This is a genomic window from Stenotrophomonas acidaminiphila (assembly GCA_002951995.1).
Classification (GTDB): Bacteria; Pseudomonadota; Gammaproteobacteria; order Xanthomonadales; family Xanthomonadaceae; genus Stenotrophomonas; species Stenotrophomonas acidaminiphila_A.
Map to the genome: position 1 here is coordinate 1,408,656 of CP019797.1, position 15,895 is coordinate 1,424,550.

The 15,895-nt window shown below is 67.2% G+C and carries 12 protein-coding genes, 3 tRNA genes and 1 pseudogene; 14 read left to right on the forward strand and 2 right to left on the reverse strand.

The window, feature by feature from the left end; genetic code table 11:
* Positions 1-414 precede the first annotated feature (414 nt).
* Positions 415-2,487, forward strand: coding sequence for a hypothetical protein (locus tag B1L07_06205; GenBank protein ID AUZ56487.1), 2,073 nt, complete (start codon positions 415-417; stop codon positions 2,485-2,487).
* A 2-nt stretch (positions 2,488-2,489) separates the two neighbouring features.
* Positions 2,490-2,894 (forward strand): hypothetical protein, encoded by a 405-nt coding sequence (locus tag B1L07_06210; GenBank protein AUZ54760.1) that lies wholly within the window; start codon positions 2,490-2,492, stop codon positions 2,892-2,894.
* A gap of 97 nt (positions 2,895-2,991) precedes the next feature.
* On the opposite strand, the gene B1L07_06215 is transcribed toward B1L07_06210, so the two are convergent.
* Positions 2,992-3,068: transfer RNA gene (locus B1L07_06215), tRNA-Asn, on the reverse strand.
* Between the two features lie 81 nt (positions 3,069-3,149).
* A pseudogene (locus B1L07_06220) lies at positions 3,150-3,715 on the reverse strand (hypothetical protein).
* Between the two features lie 165 nt (positions 3,716-3,880).
* On the opposite strand from B1L07_06220, the gene B1L07_06225 reads away from it, so the two are divergent.
* From B1L07_06225 to B1L07_06280, 12 genes are all read left to right on the forward strand, one after another.
* Entirely contained in the window at positions 3,881-5,896 is a 2,016-nt protein-coding gene (locus B1L07_06225; GenBank protein AUZ54761.1) for an excinuclease ABC subunit B, read from the forward strand.
* 146 nt (positions 5,897-6,042) lie between these two features.
* Positions 6,043-6,117, forward strand: a tRNA-Val gene (locus B1L07_06230).
* A gap of 418 nt (positions 6,118-6,535) precedes the next feature.
* A complete protein-coding gene (locus tag B1L07_06235; GenBank protein AUZ54762.1) occupies positions 6,536-8,440 on the forward strand; it encodes a threonine--tRNA ligase in 1,905 nt (634 codons plus the stop codon).
* Between the two features lie 66 nt (positions 8,441-8,506).
* Positions 8,507-9,031 (forward strand): translation initiation factor IF-3, encoded by a 525-nt coding sequence (locus B1L07_06240; GenBank protein ID AUZ54763.1) that lies wholly within the window; start codon positions 8,507-8,509, stop codon positions 9,029-9,031.
* 286 nt (positions 9,032-9,317) lie between these two features.
* Complete coding sequence (locus tag B1L07_06245) at positions 9,318-9,515, forward strand: 50S ribosomal protein L35 (protein ID AUZ54764.1); 198 nt, start codon at positions 9,318-9,320, stop codon at positions 9,513-9,515.
* 11 nt (positions 9,516-9,526) lie between these two features.
* Positions 9,527-9,886, forward strand: coding sequence for a 50S ribosomal protein L20 (locus B1L07_06250; protein ID AUZ54765.1), 360 nt, complete (start codon positions 9,527-9,529; stop codon positions 9,884-9,886).
* Positions 9,887-10,243: 357 nt separating this feature from the next.
* Positions 10,244-11,239 carry a phenylalanine--tRNA ligase subunit alpha gene (locus B1L07_06255; protein AUZ54766.1) on the forward strand — a complete coding sequence of 332 codons (996 nt, stop codon included), beginning with the start codon at positions 10,244-10,246 and terminating at the stop codon, positions 11,237-11,239.
* A gap of 67 nt (positions 11,240-11,306) precedes the next feature.
* Positions 11,307-13,688, forward strand: coding sequence for a phenylalanine--tRNA ligase subunit beta (locus B1L07_06260; GenBank protein ID AUZ54767.1), 2,382 nt, complete (start codon positions 11,307-11,309; stop codon positions 13,686-13,688).
* Between the two features lie 23 nt (positions 13,689-13,711).
* A complete protein-coding gene (locus B1L07_06265) occupies positions 13,712-14,011 on the forward strand; it encodes an integration host factor subunit alpha (GenBank protein ID AUZ54768.1) in 300 nt (99 codons plus the stop codon).
* Positions 13,992-14,348 (forward strand): MerR family transcriptional regulator, encoded by a 357-nt coding sequence (locus B1L07_06270; protein AUZ54769.1) that lies wholly within the window; start codon positions 13,992-13,994, stop codon positions 14,346-14,348. The genes B1L07_06265 and B1L07_06270 overlap by 20 nt, the downstream gene beginning before the upstream one ends.
* Positions 14,349-14,414: 66 nt before the next feature.
* A tRNA-OTHER gene (locus B1L07_06275) sits at positions 14,415-14,490 on the forward strand.
* A gap of 375 nt (positions 14,491-14,865) precedes the next feature.
* On the forward strand, positions 14,866-15,885 hold the full coding sequence (locus B1L07_06280; protein AUZ54770.1) for a TraB/GumN family protein: 1,020 nt from the start codon (positions 14,866-14,868) through the stop codon (positions 15,883-15,885).
* Positions 15,886-15,895 lie beyond the last annotated feature (10 nt).

The following is a 15,895-nucleotide window of genomic DNA, read 5'->3' on the forward strand; positions in this document are numbered from 1 at the left end:
GACATCCCGGTCCGTGACGGCAACGACGGACGCTTCGTCAACAACGTGGCCGATCCCAGCGTGGCCGGCAGCACCAGCACCACCTCCCGCTCCACCTGGTACAACCGCCTGTTCGCCGCCGGTGCCAGCAACGGCACGCCGCTGCAGCAGGCGTTGGACGATGCCGGCACCTATTTCAGCCGCTCCGATTCGAGCGGTCCGTATGGCCCGGAGGCGGGCAGCGACCAGCTTTCCTGCCGGCAGAACTTCGCGATCCTGACCACCGATGGTTACTGGAACACCTCCACGGTCGACAGCGGCAACGCCGACGGCACCAGTGGCAGCACCATCAAGGGGCCCAAGGGCAAGACCTATACGTACACGGCGGCCGCGCCGTTCAGCGACAGCTATTCCAGGACCCTGGCCGACGTGGCGATGAGGTACTGGAAGACGGACCTGCGCACCGAAGACTACATGGGGAACACGACCCGGCCGGACAACAACAATGTGCCCACGACGGACGCCGACCCCGCGTTCTGGCAGCACATGGTCACGTTCGGCATCTCGATCGGCCTGAAGACCACCATGGGCTGGTCCAGCGTCGACAGCGTGCCGGCGAACCCGGCCTGGCCGGACCCGGATACCTCCAACCCGGGCACGGACAACGCACGACGCATCGACGATCTGCTGCATGCGGCGGTCAACGGCCATGGCCAGTTCGTGTCCGCATCCAGTCCTTCCGAGTTCACCGCGGGCCTGGGCAAGGCGCTAGCGGCGATCGCCCAGCGCACCGGGTCGTTCTCCAACGTCGCCACCAACTCCGCATCGCTCAATGCCGGCTCCAAGGTGTTCAGTGCCAGCTATGTATCCGGCACCTGGACCGGCACGGTGAAGGGGCAGACGGTGACCCGCGACGGCGTGGGCAGCGGCTGGACGTCCAGCATTCCGTCGCTGGCCACCCGCAAGGTGTTCACCTACGGTGCGACCTTCCCCACGACGAGCCAGCAGGCGGCCCTGGCGCGCGTCGGTGGGCCGGCGGACTACGCAGTGACGGGCGCGGACAACGCCGCGTATATCAAGGGTGACAGCAGCAACGAGGAGCGTAACGGCGGGCTTCTGCGCAACCGGCCCAACACCGTGCTGGGAGACATCGTTGGTTCCTCTCCCTTCTACGTGAAGGAGACGGATACCCTGTACGTGGGTGCCAACGACGGCATGCTGCATGCGTTCGACGGCACCAGCGGCCAGGAACTGTTCGCCTACGTGCCCAATATCATCAATTTCACCCAGCTCGCCACCCTGAGCCGGGGTGACTATTCGCACAAGTTCTTTGTCGATGGTCCGGTGGTCGTGACCAACCGCGCGTTGACGCCCAACAAGAACATCCTGGTGGGCAGCCTCGGCAGGGGTGGCAAGGGCCTGTATGCGTTGAACGTGACCGCACCGGCGTCGGCCACCGCGAGTGGCGTCTCCCTGTGGGAGCGTTCGGAAACCACGGCTGGCAACATGGGGCAGGTGCTGGGCAGGCCGATCCTGGCCAATGTGCAGGGAGCGAGCAATGCCGCGGTCGTTTTCGGCAACGGCGTCAACAGCAGTCACGACCGGGCCGTGCTCGTCGTGCTGAACGCCGAAACCGGTGCCGTCATCCGCGAAATCGATACCGGCGCGGGTTCGTCCGCGGCGCCCAACGGTCTTTCCGCGCCGACCGGCGTCTACGGTCCCGATGGCAAGACCCTGGCCTATGTGTATGCCGGGGACATGCTCGGCAACGTATGGAAGTTCGACCTGACCAATACCTCGTCTGCTGCATGGAGCGCCACCCGGCTGTTCACGGCCCAGGACGCGGCCGGCAAGGCGCAGCCGATCAGTGCCGGCGTCACCGTTGCGACGCACCCGTGGACCAACAAGCGCTGGGTGTTCTTCGGTACCGGTCGCTATCTCACGACCGAAGATGCCGATTCCAGCAACGTCAACGTGCAGAGCATGTATGGCTTCATCGACTCGGGTACGGCGGTCAGTCGTTCCGAGCTGACCCAGCGCACCGTCCAGGTGACCTCGGGCACCTCGAGCGGATACCCGGTGCGGGCCTTCCAGGGCAAGGCCAGTCTGCCAGCCGGGTCCAAGGGCTGGTATATCGACCTGCCCGAAGCAGGCGAGCGGATCGTGCAGGATGCCCAAGTGGTTTCCAGCTTCCTGCTCACCGCCAGCATGATACCCACCGGCAATGCCTGTGATGCGGATGGCCGCGGCTACATCAATGCGCTGGATGCGTTTACCGGGACCAGTGCGGGCAGTTCCTATTTCGATCTGGACAGGAACTCCTCGACCAGCGATACGGTCAACAACCTGCCGGTCGGCTCGGTGGACGCGGGCGTGGGCATGCCCACGTTGCCAAACCTGATGCGCGGCGTCATGTTGGTGGCGGGCAGCAACGGCGAGATCGTGGCTGTGCCGACGATTCCTCCGCGTTGGGAGCGGGTATCGTGGCGCGATCTGAAGGGAGATTGAGAATGAAGAGTGGACGATATGCCGGGGAATCCGGCTTCAGCCTGATCGAGTTGATGGTGGTGGTGGCGATACTGGCGATACTGGCCAGTATCGTGCTGCCCAGCTACAACAACCACGTGCGCAAGACGCGCCGGGCGGCCGGTGCCGCCTGCGTGGCGGCGGTGGCGCAGAGGCTGGAGCGCGTATACACGACCGACCTGAGCTACGCGGCTGCACCGAACATCGCCACGTTGACCGCTTCGTGCGACAGCGACGCGCTGCGTTACTACAGCCTGCAAAGGCAGGTCCAGGCACGGACATACACGGTGTCCGCCGCCCCGAAGGGCGCCCAATCGGGTGATTCGTGCGGGACGTTGAGCATCAACCAGCTGGGCGTGAAATCCCCGAGCAGCCCTGGCTGCTGGTAATCCGGCAGCGCGGCACGTGTGGGGGAGCGTGGGCCGACAGGGAGGTTGGTCAGGCAAATAAAAAAGCCTGCGAGTGATCGCAGGCTTTTTCTTTATCTGGCGCCCGAAGTTGGACTCGAACCAACGACCCCCTGATTAACAGTCAAGTGCTCTAACCGGCTGAGCTATTCGGGCGGGGAGGCGCATTCTACGCAGCGCCGCAGGGGCATGCAAGTCCCCGGTGCCCGTATCGGGCCGCTTTCGGCGGAGCACGCTTCAGCCTGGACAGGCCTGCGGCGTCTTCGGGCGTTCGCTTCGTGCGCGGCCGGCGTTGTTGACGATGACCGCTGCCAGCAACTGCCCTTTGGCGTTGCAGAGCGAAAAGGTCAGGTTGCTGCTGGCGCTGCGGCCGTCGGGCAGGTAGCGGACCTGCCTGCGTCCGGCGGAGCTGACCACCCGCAGGTGGTGCGACGCCGGGGGATGTCCTGCCGCACGATGTCGCCCGGGGTATCGGGCTGGCGGTTGCCGTCGCGATCAAGGAACAACAGCCAGCCACTGCTCCAGTCGGTCGAGCGCGCGCAGGTGATGCCATCCGTGGAGGGGCAGAGCGCGGCGGTGCTGCGCCTGCTGACCGCGGTGAGGCGGGCCAGGGCGAGGTTGTTGAGCAGCGCGTAGGTCGCCGCGCGGGTGCGTTGCCGTTCGATCAGGCCGTCCATGGACGGCAGGGCGATGAGGGCAAGGGTCGCCAGGATGAGGGTGCCGACCAGCATTTCCACCAGGCTCATGCCCCGCGGGTGCGGGCACGATGGGGCAGGGAGTGGGGTGAGGGGCGTCCAGGCCATGTCCGGCTTTCCCATGGAGCGGCGCGCGGCGCGCCTGCAGCCAGACTGGATGGTGGCGACGATGGCGGGAATCGGCCGCAGGGGCCGGCTGGCATGGGAAACATCCTCAGCCAGCCGTCATCCTTGCGCTGGCTATACTTGCCGGTCCATACCGCCGGCGCCGCCATGTCCGACCGCTTCCAGCTCGTATCGCCCTATTCGCCGGCAGGCGACCAGCCGGCCGCCATCGCCAGGCTCGTCGCCAACTTCGAGGCGGGCATCGCCAAGCAGACCCTGCTGGGCGTGACCGGCTCGGGCAAGACCTACACCATCGCCAACGTGGTGCAGCAGATCCAGCGGCCGACCCTGGTGATGGCGCCGAACAAGACGCTGGCGGCGCAGCTGTACGGCGAGTTCAAGTCGTTCTTCCCGCACAACGCGGTCGAGTACTTCGTCAGCTACTACGACTACTACCAGCCCGAAGCCTACGTGCCGGCCTCGGACACCTTCATCGAGAAGGACAGCTCGATCAACGAGCATATCGAGCAGATGCGGCTCGCCGCCACCAAGACCCTGCTGTCGCGGCCCGATGCGCTGGTGGTGGCAACGGTGTCGGCCATCTATGGCCTCGGTGCGCCCGAGGACTACCTGTCGCTGCGGCTGATCCTGTCCAAGGGCGAGCGCATCGACCAGCGCGACTTGATCAACCACCTGACCCAGTTGCAGTACACCCGCAACGAATACGAGCTGCAGCGCGGCACCTTCCGCGTGCGCGGCGAGGTCATCGACGTGTTTCCCGCCGAATCGGACAGCGAGGCGGTGCGCATCGAGCTGTTCGACGGCGAGGTCGAGCAGTTGAGCATGTTCGACCCGCTCACCGGGGAAAGCCTGCGCCGGATGCAGCGCTACACGATCTACCCCAAGACACATTACGCCACCACCCGCGAACGGGTGCTGGCGGCGATCGAGACGATCAAGCTCGAGCTGAAGGAGCGGCTGGAGCAGCTGTACGCGCAGAACAAGCTGGTCGAGGCGCAGCGCCTGGCGCAGCGCACCCAGTTCGACCTGGAGATGATGGCCGAGGTCGGCTACTGCAGCGGCATCGAGAACTACTCCCGGCATCTGACCGGCAAGGCCGCCGGCGAGCCGCCACCGACCCTGTTCGACTACCTGCCGCCGGACGCGTTGCTGGTGATCGACGAATCGCACGTGACCATTCCGCAGATCGGCGCGATGTACAAGGGCGACCGTTCGCGCAAGGAGACGCTGGTGGAGTTCGGCTTCCGCCTGCCGTCGGCGCTGGACAACCGCCCGCTGCGGTTCGAGGAGTGGGAGGCGCGCTCGCCGCGCAGCATCTACGTATCGGCCACCCCCGGACCCTACGAGCTGCGTGAATCCGGCGACGAGATCACCGAGCTGGTGGTGCGCCCGACCGGTCTGGTCGACCCGCAGGTCGAGATCCGGCCTGTGGCCACCCAGGTCGACGACCTGATGTCCGAGTGCCACGAGCGCATCCGCATGGGCGACCGCGTGCTGGTCACCACCCTGACCAAGCGCATGGCCGAGAACCTCACCGAGTACCTGGGTGAACACGGCATCCGCGTGCGCTACCTGCACTCGGACGTGGATACGGTGGAGCGGGTGGAGATCATCCGCGACCTGCGCCTGGGCAAGTTCGACGTGCTGGTCGGCATCAACCTGCTGCGCGAAGGCCTGGACATGCCGGAAGTCTCGCTGGTGGCGATCCTGGACGCGGACAAGGAGGGCTTCCTGCGTTCGACCGGCTCGCTGATCCAGACCATCGGCCGCGCCGCCCGCAACCTGCGCGGCAAGGCGATCCTCTATGCCGACAGGATCACCCGCTCGATGCAGGCGGCGATCGACGAGACCGACCGTCGCCGCCAGAAGCAGGTGGAGCACAACGAGGCGCACGGCATCGTGCCCAGGTCGGTGGCGCGGCCGATCACCGACATCCTCGAGGGCGCGCACGAGGAGGGGGCGGCCAAGTCCGGTGGCAAGGGCAAGGCCCGCCGCGTGGCCGAGCCGGACGCCGAGTACGGTGCGCTCGATCCGGCCCAGGCGGCGGCCCGCATCAAGGTGCTGGAGCAGCAGATGTACCAGCACGCGCGCGACCTGGAATTCGAGGATGCGGCGCGGGTGCGCGACCAGATCCGCCGCCTGAAGGAAGCGAGCCTGGGGTGAGCGGATGCGGCGCTGCCATGGCGCGGCGGCTGCGGAAAACGGTGCGGGCAGGGCGATGTGAAAATTTTTCCGGAAACCTGTTGCTCTCCCCGCATCGCTGGCATAAGATACGCGCCCTCGCAGCAAGCAATTGATTGCGACGCGAAGGGCGGTTAGCTCAGCGGTAGAGCACTACCTTGACATGGTAGGGGTCACAGGTTCGAACCCTGTACCGCCCACCACTCCGGTAAGGAGTGGATCAATGACCCGGCAGATGCCGGGTTTTTTGTTTCCGTCGTCCGCTCGCGTGGTGCGCCGGCAGCCGGTCTCCCGGCCTGCCTTGCCCGGTTCTCCCGCTGTTCGTCGCGAGGGCGTGTGGCGTCCTGCCGGCGCCGTTGGGCGCGGGTGAGCGGGATGAGGCGAAATGGCCGCGATTGGTTTACCATCGTGCCCGACCTCCTTCCGGAAAAGGTGGCCCGCGGAAACGCCGGCCGAGCGTGCGACATGAGCACTACCCACTCCTGACGCCAGATTCCGCCACGGCCCTGCAGCAGGCGCCTTCGTGGCGCTTTTTTATTGCCCCGGTTTTCCGCAGGCGCGTTCCCGCATCGCGTGCTCCGCGATCCGCCGCGACCGGCGGGCCCCCACCCAGGTGAAGCCATGATCAACATCACTCTCCCCGACGGCAGCATCCGTCAGTTCGAAAATCCGGTCAGCGTCATGGACGTGGCCCAGTCCATCGGCGCCGGCCTGGCCAAGGCCACCATCGCCGGCGCGGTCGACGGCGTGCTGGTCGATGCCAGCGACGTCATCGACCACGACGCCGCGCTGCGCATCATTACCGCCAAGGACGAGGAGGGCGTGGAGATCATCCGCCACTCCTGCGCGCACCTCGTTGGCCACGCGGTCAAGCAGCTGTACCCGGACGTGAAGATGGTGATCGGCCCGGTCATCGCCGAGGGCTTCTATTACGACATCTATTCCGAGCGCCCGTTCACGCCCGAGGACATGGCTGCGATCGAGAAGCGCATGGGCGAGCTGATTGCGCAGGACTATGACGTGATCAAGAAGATGACGCCGCGCGCGGAAGTCGTCGAGATCTTCAGGGCCCGCGGCGAGGACTACAAGCTGCGCCTGATCGAGGACATGCCCGCCGACATCCAGGCCATGGGCATGTACTACCACCAGGAATACGTGGACATGTGCCGCGGCCCGCACGTGCCCAACACGCGCTTCCTCAAGGCGTTCAAGCTGACACGCATCTCCGGCGCTTACTGGCGCGGCGACGCCAAGAACGAGCAGCTGCAGCGCATCTACGGCACGGCCTGGGCCGATAAGAAGCAGCTCGAGGCCTACATCAAGCGCATCGAGGAAGCCGAGATGCGCGACCACCGCCGCATCGGCAGGCAGCAGGAGCTGTTCCACCTGCAGGAAGAGGCGCCGGGCCTGGTGTTCTGGCACCCGAAGGGCTGGGCGCTGTGGCAGGTGGTCGAGCAGTACGTGCGCCGCGTCTACCGCAGCAGCGGATACGGTGAGGTGCGCTGCCCGCAGATCCTGGACGTGAGCCTGTGGAAGAAGTCCGGCCACTGGGACAACTACCAGGACAACATGTTCTTCACCGAGTCGGAGAAGCGCACCTACGCGGTCAAGCCGATGAACTGCCCGGGTCACATCCAGGTGTTCAACCAGGGCCTGCACAGCTACCGCGACCTGCCGATCCGCTATGGCGAGTTCGGCGCCTGCCACCGCAACGAGCCGTCCGGCGCGCTGCACGGCATCCTGCGCGTGCGCGGCTTCACCCAGGATGACGGCCACGTGTTCTGCACCGAGGAGCAGGTGGAGTCCGAGGTCCGCGCGTTCCACGCCCAGGCGCTGAAGGTCTATGCCGATTTCGGCTTCGAGGACATCCAGATCAAGATCGCGCTGCGCCCGGAATCGCGCCTGGGCGACGACGCCACCTGGGACAAGGCCGAAGACGCCCTGCGTTCGGCGCTGTCCAGCTGTGGCGTGGAGTGGCAGGAACTGCCGGGCGAGGGTGCCTTCTACGGCCCCAAGATCGAGTATCACCTCAAGGACGCCATCGGCCGGACCTGGCAGCTGGGCACCATGCAGGTGGACTTCATGATGCCGGGCCGCCTCGGTGCCGAATATGTCGACGAAAACAGCCAGAAACGGCACCCGGTGATGTTGCACCGGGCCATCGTGGGCTCGATGGAGCGCTTCATCGGCATCCTCATCGAGCACCATGCCGGTGCGTTCCCGACCTGGCTGGCGCCGGTGCAGGTGGTGGTGGCGAACATCACCGACGCCCAGGCTGAATACGTTCAGCAGGTTCGCAAAACCCTTGCGGAGCAAGGGTTCCGGGTTACTGCCGATTTGCGGAACGAGAAGATCGGCTATAAGATTCGCGAGCATACGCTGCAGCGTGTGCCGTATCTGCTGGTGGTCGGCGACCGCGAGAAGGAGAACGGCGCGGTGGCGGTACGCACCCGTTCGGGCGAGGATCTGGGCAGCATGTCGCTCCAGGCCTTCATCGAACGCCTGCAGGCGGAACACAGGCAGTAAGCATCCAGCCCCGGTCCCCGCGGACGCTCCGCCGGGGCCGGTTCGATTCCATCCGGAGATTGCAATATCAGTACCCCTGACAACAAGCAGAATCGTCGCAACCACGAAATCCGCGTGCCGCGCGTGCGCGTGATCGGCAGCGACGGTGAGATGATCGGCGTGTTGACGCGCGACGAAGCGCTGTCGATGGCCGAGGATGAGGGCCTGGACCTGGTCGAGATCCAGCCGCAGGCCGATCCGCCGGTCTGCAAGATCATGGACTTCGGCAAGTTCAAGTTCGAGCAGCAGAAAAAGGCCAACGAGGCCAAGAAGAAGAGCCGCCAGGTCGAGATCAAGGAAGTCAAGTTCCGTCCGGTCACGGACGAGGGCGACTACCAGATCAAGCTGCGCAAGATGCGTGGTTTCCTCGAGGAAGGCGACAAGGTCAAGGTCAACATCCGCTTCCGTGGCCGTGAGATGAGCCACCAGGAACTGGGGCGCGAAATGGCCGGCCGCATCGAGGCGGACCTGGGCGAGGACATCGTGATCGAATCGCGCCCGCGCCTGGAAGGCCGGCAGATGGTCATGATGATCGCGCCGAAGAAGAAGTAACGGCGCCGCGGCCTGGCCGCCGCCGTGCCGGTGGATGGGGAGGGGGCGATCCCGGTTTCCCGTCCCGCGTTCATGTGCCTGGGTCCTCGGTCGCCTGCGATTGCATGTGCGCCGGCTCCGGGGCATAATGGGCGGCCCGGTTCGCCGGGTTTGTTGTTTGCAGCACCCAACAGGACCTGCCTGCCTCCATCGGGAGCGCGGGCTTCAAGCAGGCAAGGGCAAGGATGGAAAGCGTGGTCCAGACCACCGCCCGGCCAGTAAAAAAGAGACCATCAAGGACATAGCAATGCCCAAGATCAAGACCAACCGGGCGGCGGCCAAGCGTTTCCGCAAGACCGCTTCCGGCAAGTACAAGGCTGGCCACGCCAACCGTAGCCACATCCTCACCAAGAAGGCGACCAAGCGGAAGCGTAACCTGCGTCAGACGAACCACGTCCGCGCGGAAGACGCAGGCCGTCTGGACCGCATGCTGCCCTACCTCTGAGGAACTGAACCATGGCACGAGTTAAGCGTGGTGTGCAGGCGCGCCGCCGCCACAAGAAGATCATCAGCCAGGCGAAGGGCTACTACAATGCCCGCCGCAAGGTTTTCCGCGTCGCCAAGCAGGCGGTCATCAAGGCGCAGCAGTACGCCTACATCGGCCGCAAGCAGAAGAAGCGCAATTTCCGTTCGCTGTGGATCACCCGCATCAATGCGGCTGCCCGCATCAACGGCATGAGCTACAGCCGTTTCATGAACGGCCTGCTCAAGGCCGGCATCACCCTGGACCGCAAGGTGCTGGCGGACATCGCCGTGCACGACGCGGCGGGTTTTGCCGCGCTGGCCGAGAAGGCCAAGAGCGCGCTGGCGGCATAAGTCCTTCTCCTGCCGGCGCGGTCCACCCGCGGCGGTGGTGAATGAGGCAATGCATGGGGAAGGGCGCAAGTCCTTCCCCATTTCTTTTTCCAGCTTGGCCGTTCCCTTCTCCCGTGGGAGGAGGCGCCCCGAGGGGCGGATGAGGGCGCGCCGCAGGAGCCCGCGGCAGTCGCGGGGTTGAACGCGTCGCCGCGCCGGATTGGAATGCAATCCGGCGTCGGCGCCCGGGCAATCCGACTACGCTAGGATGCGCTCGTGCCCTCACCTCAGTCTTCTTCCGCCGGGAGAGGGCCGGGAGCTCCGGGATGTCCCCCGGCGCGGAACGCGTGAGGCGACCCATCCGAGATCCGTCGATCCATGAGTGACATCCAATCCCTGACCGCCCAGGCGCTGGCCGACGTGGCCGCGGCGCAGAATCCGGAAACCCTGGAAAACCTGCGTGTCGCCCTGCTGGGCAAGAGCGGCAGCATCACCGCGCAGCTCAAGCAGCTGGGTGCATTGCCGGCCGACGAACGCAAGGCGGCGGGCGAGGCGATCAACCGGGCGCGCGACGCGGTGTCGGCCGCGCTGGGCGAGCGCAAGGCGCTGCTGGAGAACGCGGCGCTGGACGCGCGCCTGGCCTCCGAGCGCATCGATGTCACCCTGCCGGGGCGCGATGGCGGGCGCGGTGGCCTGCATCCGGTCACGCGCACCCTGGAGCGCATCACCGGGATCTTCGGCCGGCTGGGCTACGAACTCTCCGAAGGCCCGGAGATCGAGGATGACTGGCACAACTTCGAGGCGCTGAACTTCCCGCCGCACCACCCGGCGCGCGCCATGCACGACACCTTCTACTTCGGCGACGGCCGCCTGCTGCGCACGCACACCTCCGGGGTGCAGGTGCGCTACATGGGCGACCACCGCCCGCCGCTGCGCATGATCGCCGCCGGCAAGGTCTATCGCAGCGACAGCGACCAGACCCACTCGCCGATGTTCCACCAGGTCGAGGGCCTGCTGGTGGACGAGCATTCCACCTTCGCCGACCTCAAGGGCACGCTCAGCGAGTTCGTGCGCGCGTTCTTCGAGCGCGATTTCGAAATGCGCTTCCGGCCCAGCTATTTCCCGTTCGTGGAGCCCGGCGCGGAGGTGGACATCGCCTGGCAGCAGCCCGACGGCAGCACCCGCTGGCTGGAAGTGCTGGGCTGCGGCATGGTGCACCCGAACGTGCTGCGCAACTGCGGCATCGATCCGGAGCGCTACACCGGCTTCGCCTTCGGGCTGGGCGTGGAGCGCTTCGCGATGCTGCGCTATGGCGTGAACGACCTGCGCGCGTTCTTCGACAACGACGTGCGTTTCCTGCGCCAGTTCGCCTGAGGCGCGGCAGCAGGTTCCCCACAGGCATACACGGCGGGCGATGGCCCGCACAACGGATCGAGCAACGATGAAATTCTCCGAAAACTGGCTGCGCAGCCATGTCCCCACCGACGCCTCGCGCGACGCGCTGAGCGCGGTGCTGACCGCCATCGGCCTGGAGGTCGAGGAGGTGACGGCGTTGGGCCAGGGCCTGGACCACGTGGTGGTCGCACGCATCGTCGAGGCGGTGCGCCATCCGGAGGCCGACCGCCTGCAGGTGTGCAAGGTCGATGCGGGCCAGGGCGAACTGCTGCAGATCGTCTGCGGTGCGCCGAACGCGCGCCCGGGCCTGGTCGCGCCGCTGGCCCTGGTCGGCGCGCAGATCGGCGAGCTCCGGATCAAGCCGGCCAGGCTGCGTGGCGTGGAATCCAACGGCATGCTGTGTTCGGCCAGGGAGCTGGGGCTGGATAGCGACGCCTCCGGGCTGCTGGAGCTGCCGGATGACGCGCCGGTGGGTGCGGCGCTGGTCGACTACCTCGGCCTGCCTGATGCCAGCATCGAGATCAAGCTCACGCCGAACCGCGCCGACTGCTTCAGCGTGCGTGGCATCGCCTTCGACGTCGCCGCCGCCACCCGCAGCGAAGTGAAGCCGTTCGCCGCCGACGCGGTGCCGGCGCAGGCCACGCGCGAGCTGGCCATCACGCTGCAGGCCGGCGCCGAGGCGCCGCGCTATCTGGGCCGCGTGATCGAAGGCGTCGATGCGCGCGCGGCCACGCCTTCGTGGATGGCCGAGCGCCTGCGCCGCAGCGGCGTGCGCCCGGTGTCGCTGCTGGTGGACATCACCCAGTACGTGATGCTGGAGCTGGGCCAGCCGATGCATGCCTACGACCTGGATACGCTCAAGGGCGGCATCGGCGTGCGCCGCTCGCGCGCCGGCGAAACCCTGAAGCTACTCGATGGCCGTGACGCGACCCTGGACGACAGCTTCCTGGTGATCACCGATGCCGACCGCCCGGTCGGCCTGGCCGGGATGATGGGCGGCTTCGATACCCGGGTCACCGACGCCACCGGCAACGTGTTCCTCGAGGCCGCGCACTTCGCCCCGGCGGCGATCATGGGCCGCGGCCGCAAGCTGGGCCTGCACACCGATGCCGGGCACCGTTTCGAGCGCGGCGTCGATCCGCAGCTGCCGCGCACCGCGATCGAATACGCCACCCGCCTGGTGCTGGACCTGGCCGGTGGCGTGCCGGCGCCGGTCACCGAGGCGGTGCGCGAGGCCGACCTGCCGGCGGCGGCCACGATCCTGCTGCGCCGCGAGCGCATCGCGCGCGTACTGGGTATCCGCATCGACGATGCCGAGGTCGAGCGCATCCTGCGCGCACTGGGCATGGGGGTGGTGGCGGCGGCCGACGGCTGGAGCGTCACCGCGCCGAGCCGGCGCTTCGATATCGCCATCGAAGAGGACCTGATCGAGGAGCTCGCGCGCATCCATGGCTACGAGCAGATCCCGACCACGCTGCCCGCCGGCGCGGCGCGCATCGCCATGCCCAGCGAAACCTGCCTGGACGAGCTGAGCGTGCGTCGCCAGCTGCTGGCGCGCGACATGCTGGAAACCATCAACTACGCCTTCGTCGATGCGCAGCTGCTGGACAATTGGTCGCTGCTGGACGGCCGCGTGGCGCTGGCCAATCCGCTGTCGGCGGAGCTGGCGGTGATGCGGCCGATGCTGCTGCCGGGCCTGGTGGCCACCTTGGGCCGCAATGTCGCGCGCCAGGCCGGCCGCGTACGCCTGTTCGAGCTGGGGCGCGTGTTCGCGCAGCAGTCCGGCCACGCCGGGCAGGCACCGCGCGAGACCGTGCGGGTCGCCGCCGCCGTCTGCGGCGACGCCGCGGCGCTGCAGTGGGGCGAGAAGGCGCGCAAGGTGGATTTCCACGACCTCAAGGGCGACCTGGAATCGCTGGCGGCCGCTGCCGGTGCACGCCTCGAGTTCCGGGTCGCGCAGCACCCGTTCGCGCACCCGGCGCGATCGGCCGACGTCTACCGCGACGGCCGCCGCATCGGCTGGATCGGCCAGCTGCACCCGCGCCTGGCCGCGGCGATGGAGATCGACGTCGAGGTGCTGGCGTTCGAGCTGGACCTGGAGCCGCTGGCGGCGCGTGCGCTGCCGCGCGCCGGCGAGCTGTCGCGGTTCCCGGCGGTGCGCCGCGACCTGGCCGTGGTGGCGGCCGAAGCGGTCGAGTGGGAGGCGCTGTCGGCGACCATCCGCCAGGCCGCGGGCAGCCTGCTGCGGGAGGTGGTGCTGTTCGACCGCTATGTCGGCCAGGGCGTCGAACCCGGATTCAAGAGTCTGGCTATGGGCTTGATTTTGCAGGACACCTCGCGCACTCTGACGGACCGCGACGTGGACGCCGTGGTCGCCTCCGTGGTGGCTGCCGTCGAGCGTGAACACGGCGCCAGGATCCGGGGTTGAAGCACAGGTAGCAGGGAACAGGCATGGCATTGACCAAGGCGGAGATGGCCGACCGGTTGTTCGACGAGGTTGGCTTGAACAAGCGCGAGGCCAAGGAGTTCGTCGATGCGTTCTTCGACGTGCTGCGCGATGCATTGGAACAGGGACGCCAGGTGAAGCTGTCCGGCTTCGGTAATTTCGACCTGCGGCGCAAGAACCAGCGCCCGGGCCGCAATCCCAAGACCGGGGAGGAGATTCCGATTTCCGCCCGCACGGTGGTCACCTTCCGTCCGGGCCAGAAGCTCAAGGAGCGGGTGGAGGCATATGCTGGATCCGGGCAGTAACCGCGAACTTCCGCCGATTCCGGCCAAGCGCTACTTCACCATCGGTGAGGTGAGCGAGCTGTGTGACGTCAAGCCGCACGTGCTGCGCTACTGGGAAACCGAGTTTCCCAGCCTGGAGCCGGCCAAGCGCCGCGGCAACCGCCGCTACTACCAGCGCCATGACGTGCTGATGGTGCGGCAGATCCGCGGCCTGCTGTACGAACAGGGCTACACCATCGGCGGTGCCCGCCTGCGCCTGGAAGGCGAGGGCGCGCGGCAGGAGTCGGCACTGAGCAACCAGATCATCCGCCAGGTGCGCATGGAGCTGGAGGAAGTGCTGCAACTGCTGCGACGTTGACCGCTTCGGCGGCAATACGCGTATAATCGCCGGCTCGCCACCACGGTGGCGGCATGCAGTAACGATCGGGGCGTAGCGCAGCCTGGTAGCGCATCTGCCTGGGGGCAGAGGGTCGTCGGTTCGAATCCGGCCGTCCCGACCAATTACTGTTTGTGGATCAACGGCTTGCACTTCATGGTGCAGGCCGTTTTTCGTTGTGCCCTCCAGCGCGCCTCCGTGGTGCGGCGCGTAATGCACGCTGCTTGGTAGCCCGTGTGCCGGCCGGCTCGACCGCAAGCGGTCGTGTGGCGCGCCGCTGCGTCGCCAGCCACGGCTCGTTCGTGCGCGTGGCCCCTGCGGTGTACGAAGCGCCCGCGCCACCACCGCGCGCACGCGGCGTGCCCAGAGCGCGCCTGTCGGCGGCTGGACGTACGTCGCAACGCGCTCGTACCGGGCCGTGCAGCAGCGCCGGCCGGCTTAACGCGTGGGTGCACGGAACCGGCTAAGGTCGCGCCTTTCCCGGAGGCCAGGAACGGACATGCGCGTTGCCCGATTGAGTGTGCTGGTGGGGTTGTGGTTGGTTTCGCTGCCACCCGTGCATGCCGCGCAGTCCGCGGAGCCTGGCAGCGCGCCGGCCACCGCACCGATCCGCGACCTGGACACCCTGGTGGTGCACGGCGTGCAGCCCGGGCCGGGGTTGTGGAAGGTCAGCAAGGACGACCACGTGTTGTGGATCCTGGGCACCGCGTCGCCGCTGCCCGACCGGATCCAGTGGCAGTCGGGCGAGGTGGAAGCGATCATCGCGCGTTCGCAGCAGGTACTGCTGTCACCGTCGCTGTCGTTCAATGCCGACGTCGGCTTCTTCGGCATGCTGGCGTTGGCGCCCGCCGCGTGGAGGGCGATGCGCAACGAGGATGGCGCGACGCTGGAGGATGTGCTGCCGCCAGCGCTGCATGCACGCTGGCAGGCGCAGAAACGCCGCTACCTGGGGCGCGACGGTGGCGTCGAGCGCAAGCGGCCGATGATCGCCGCCAACGAACTGTACGCGGCAGCGATCAAGTCGGCCGGGCTGGGGCAGAAGCCGGTGATCTGGCCGGTGGTGCAGAAGGCGGCCAAGGCCGCCGGCATCAAGCCGACCTCGACGACGCTGAAGTTCGAGATCGACGACCCGAAGGCGGCCATCCGCGAGTTCCGTGCCGGCGGTTTCGATGACCTGGCCTGTTTCGAGCGCAAGCTGGTGTCGGTCGAGCGCGATCTGCCGCGGCTGGTGGAGCGCGCCAATGCCTGGGCGGTCGGCGACATCGAGGCATTGCGCCAGTTGCCGCTGGAAGACGCCGACGGTGCCTGCCTGCGCGCCGTGGCCGATTCCGGGTTCGCCCGCAACCGGGGTTATGGCGACCTGCGCGAGCGTGGATACCGGCACTGGATGACGATCGCCGAGGACGCGCTGCGCCGGAACCGCGAAACCTTCGCGATGTTGCCGGTCGACAGCCTGCTGGCGGCCGATGGCTACCTGGCCCGGCTGCAGGCGCGTGGGTATGAAGTGGAGACGCCCTGACCCGGCGCGG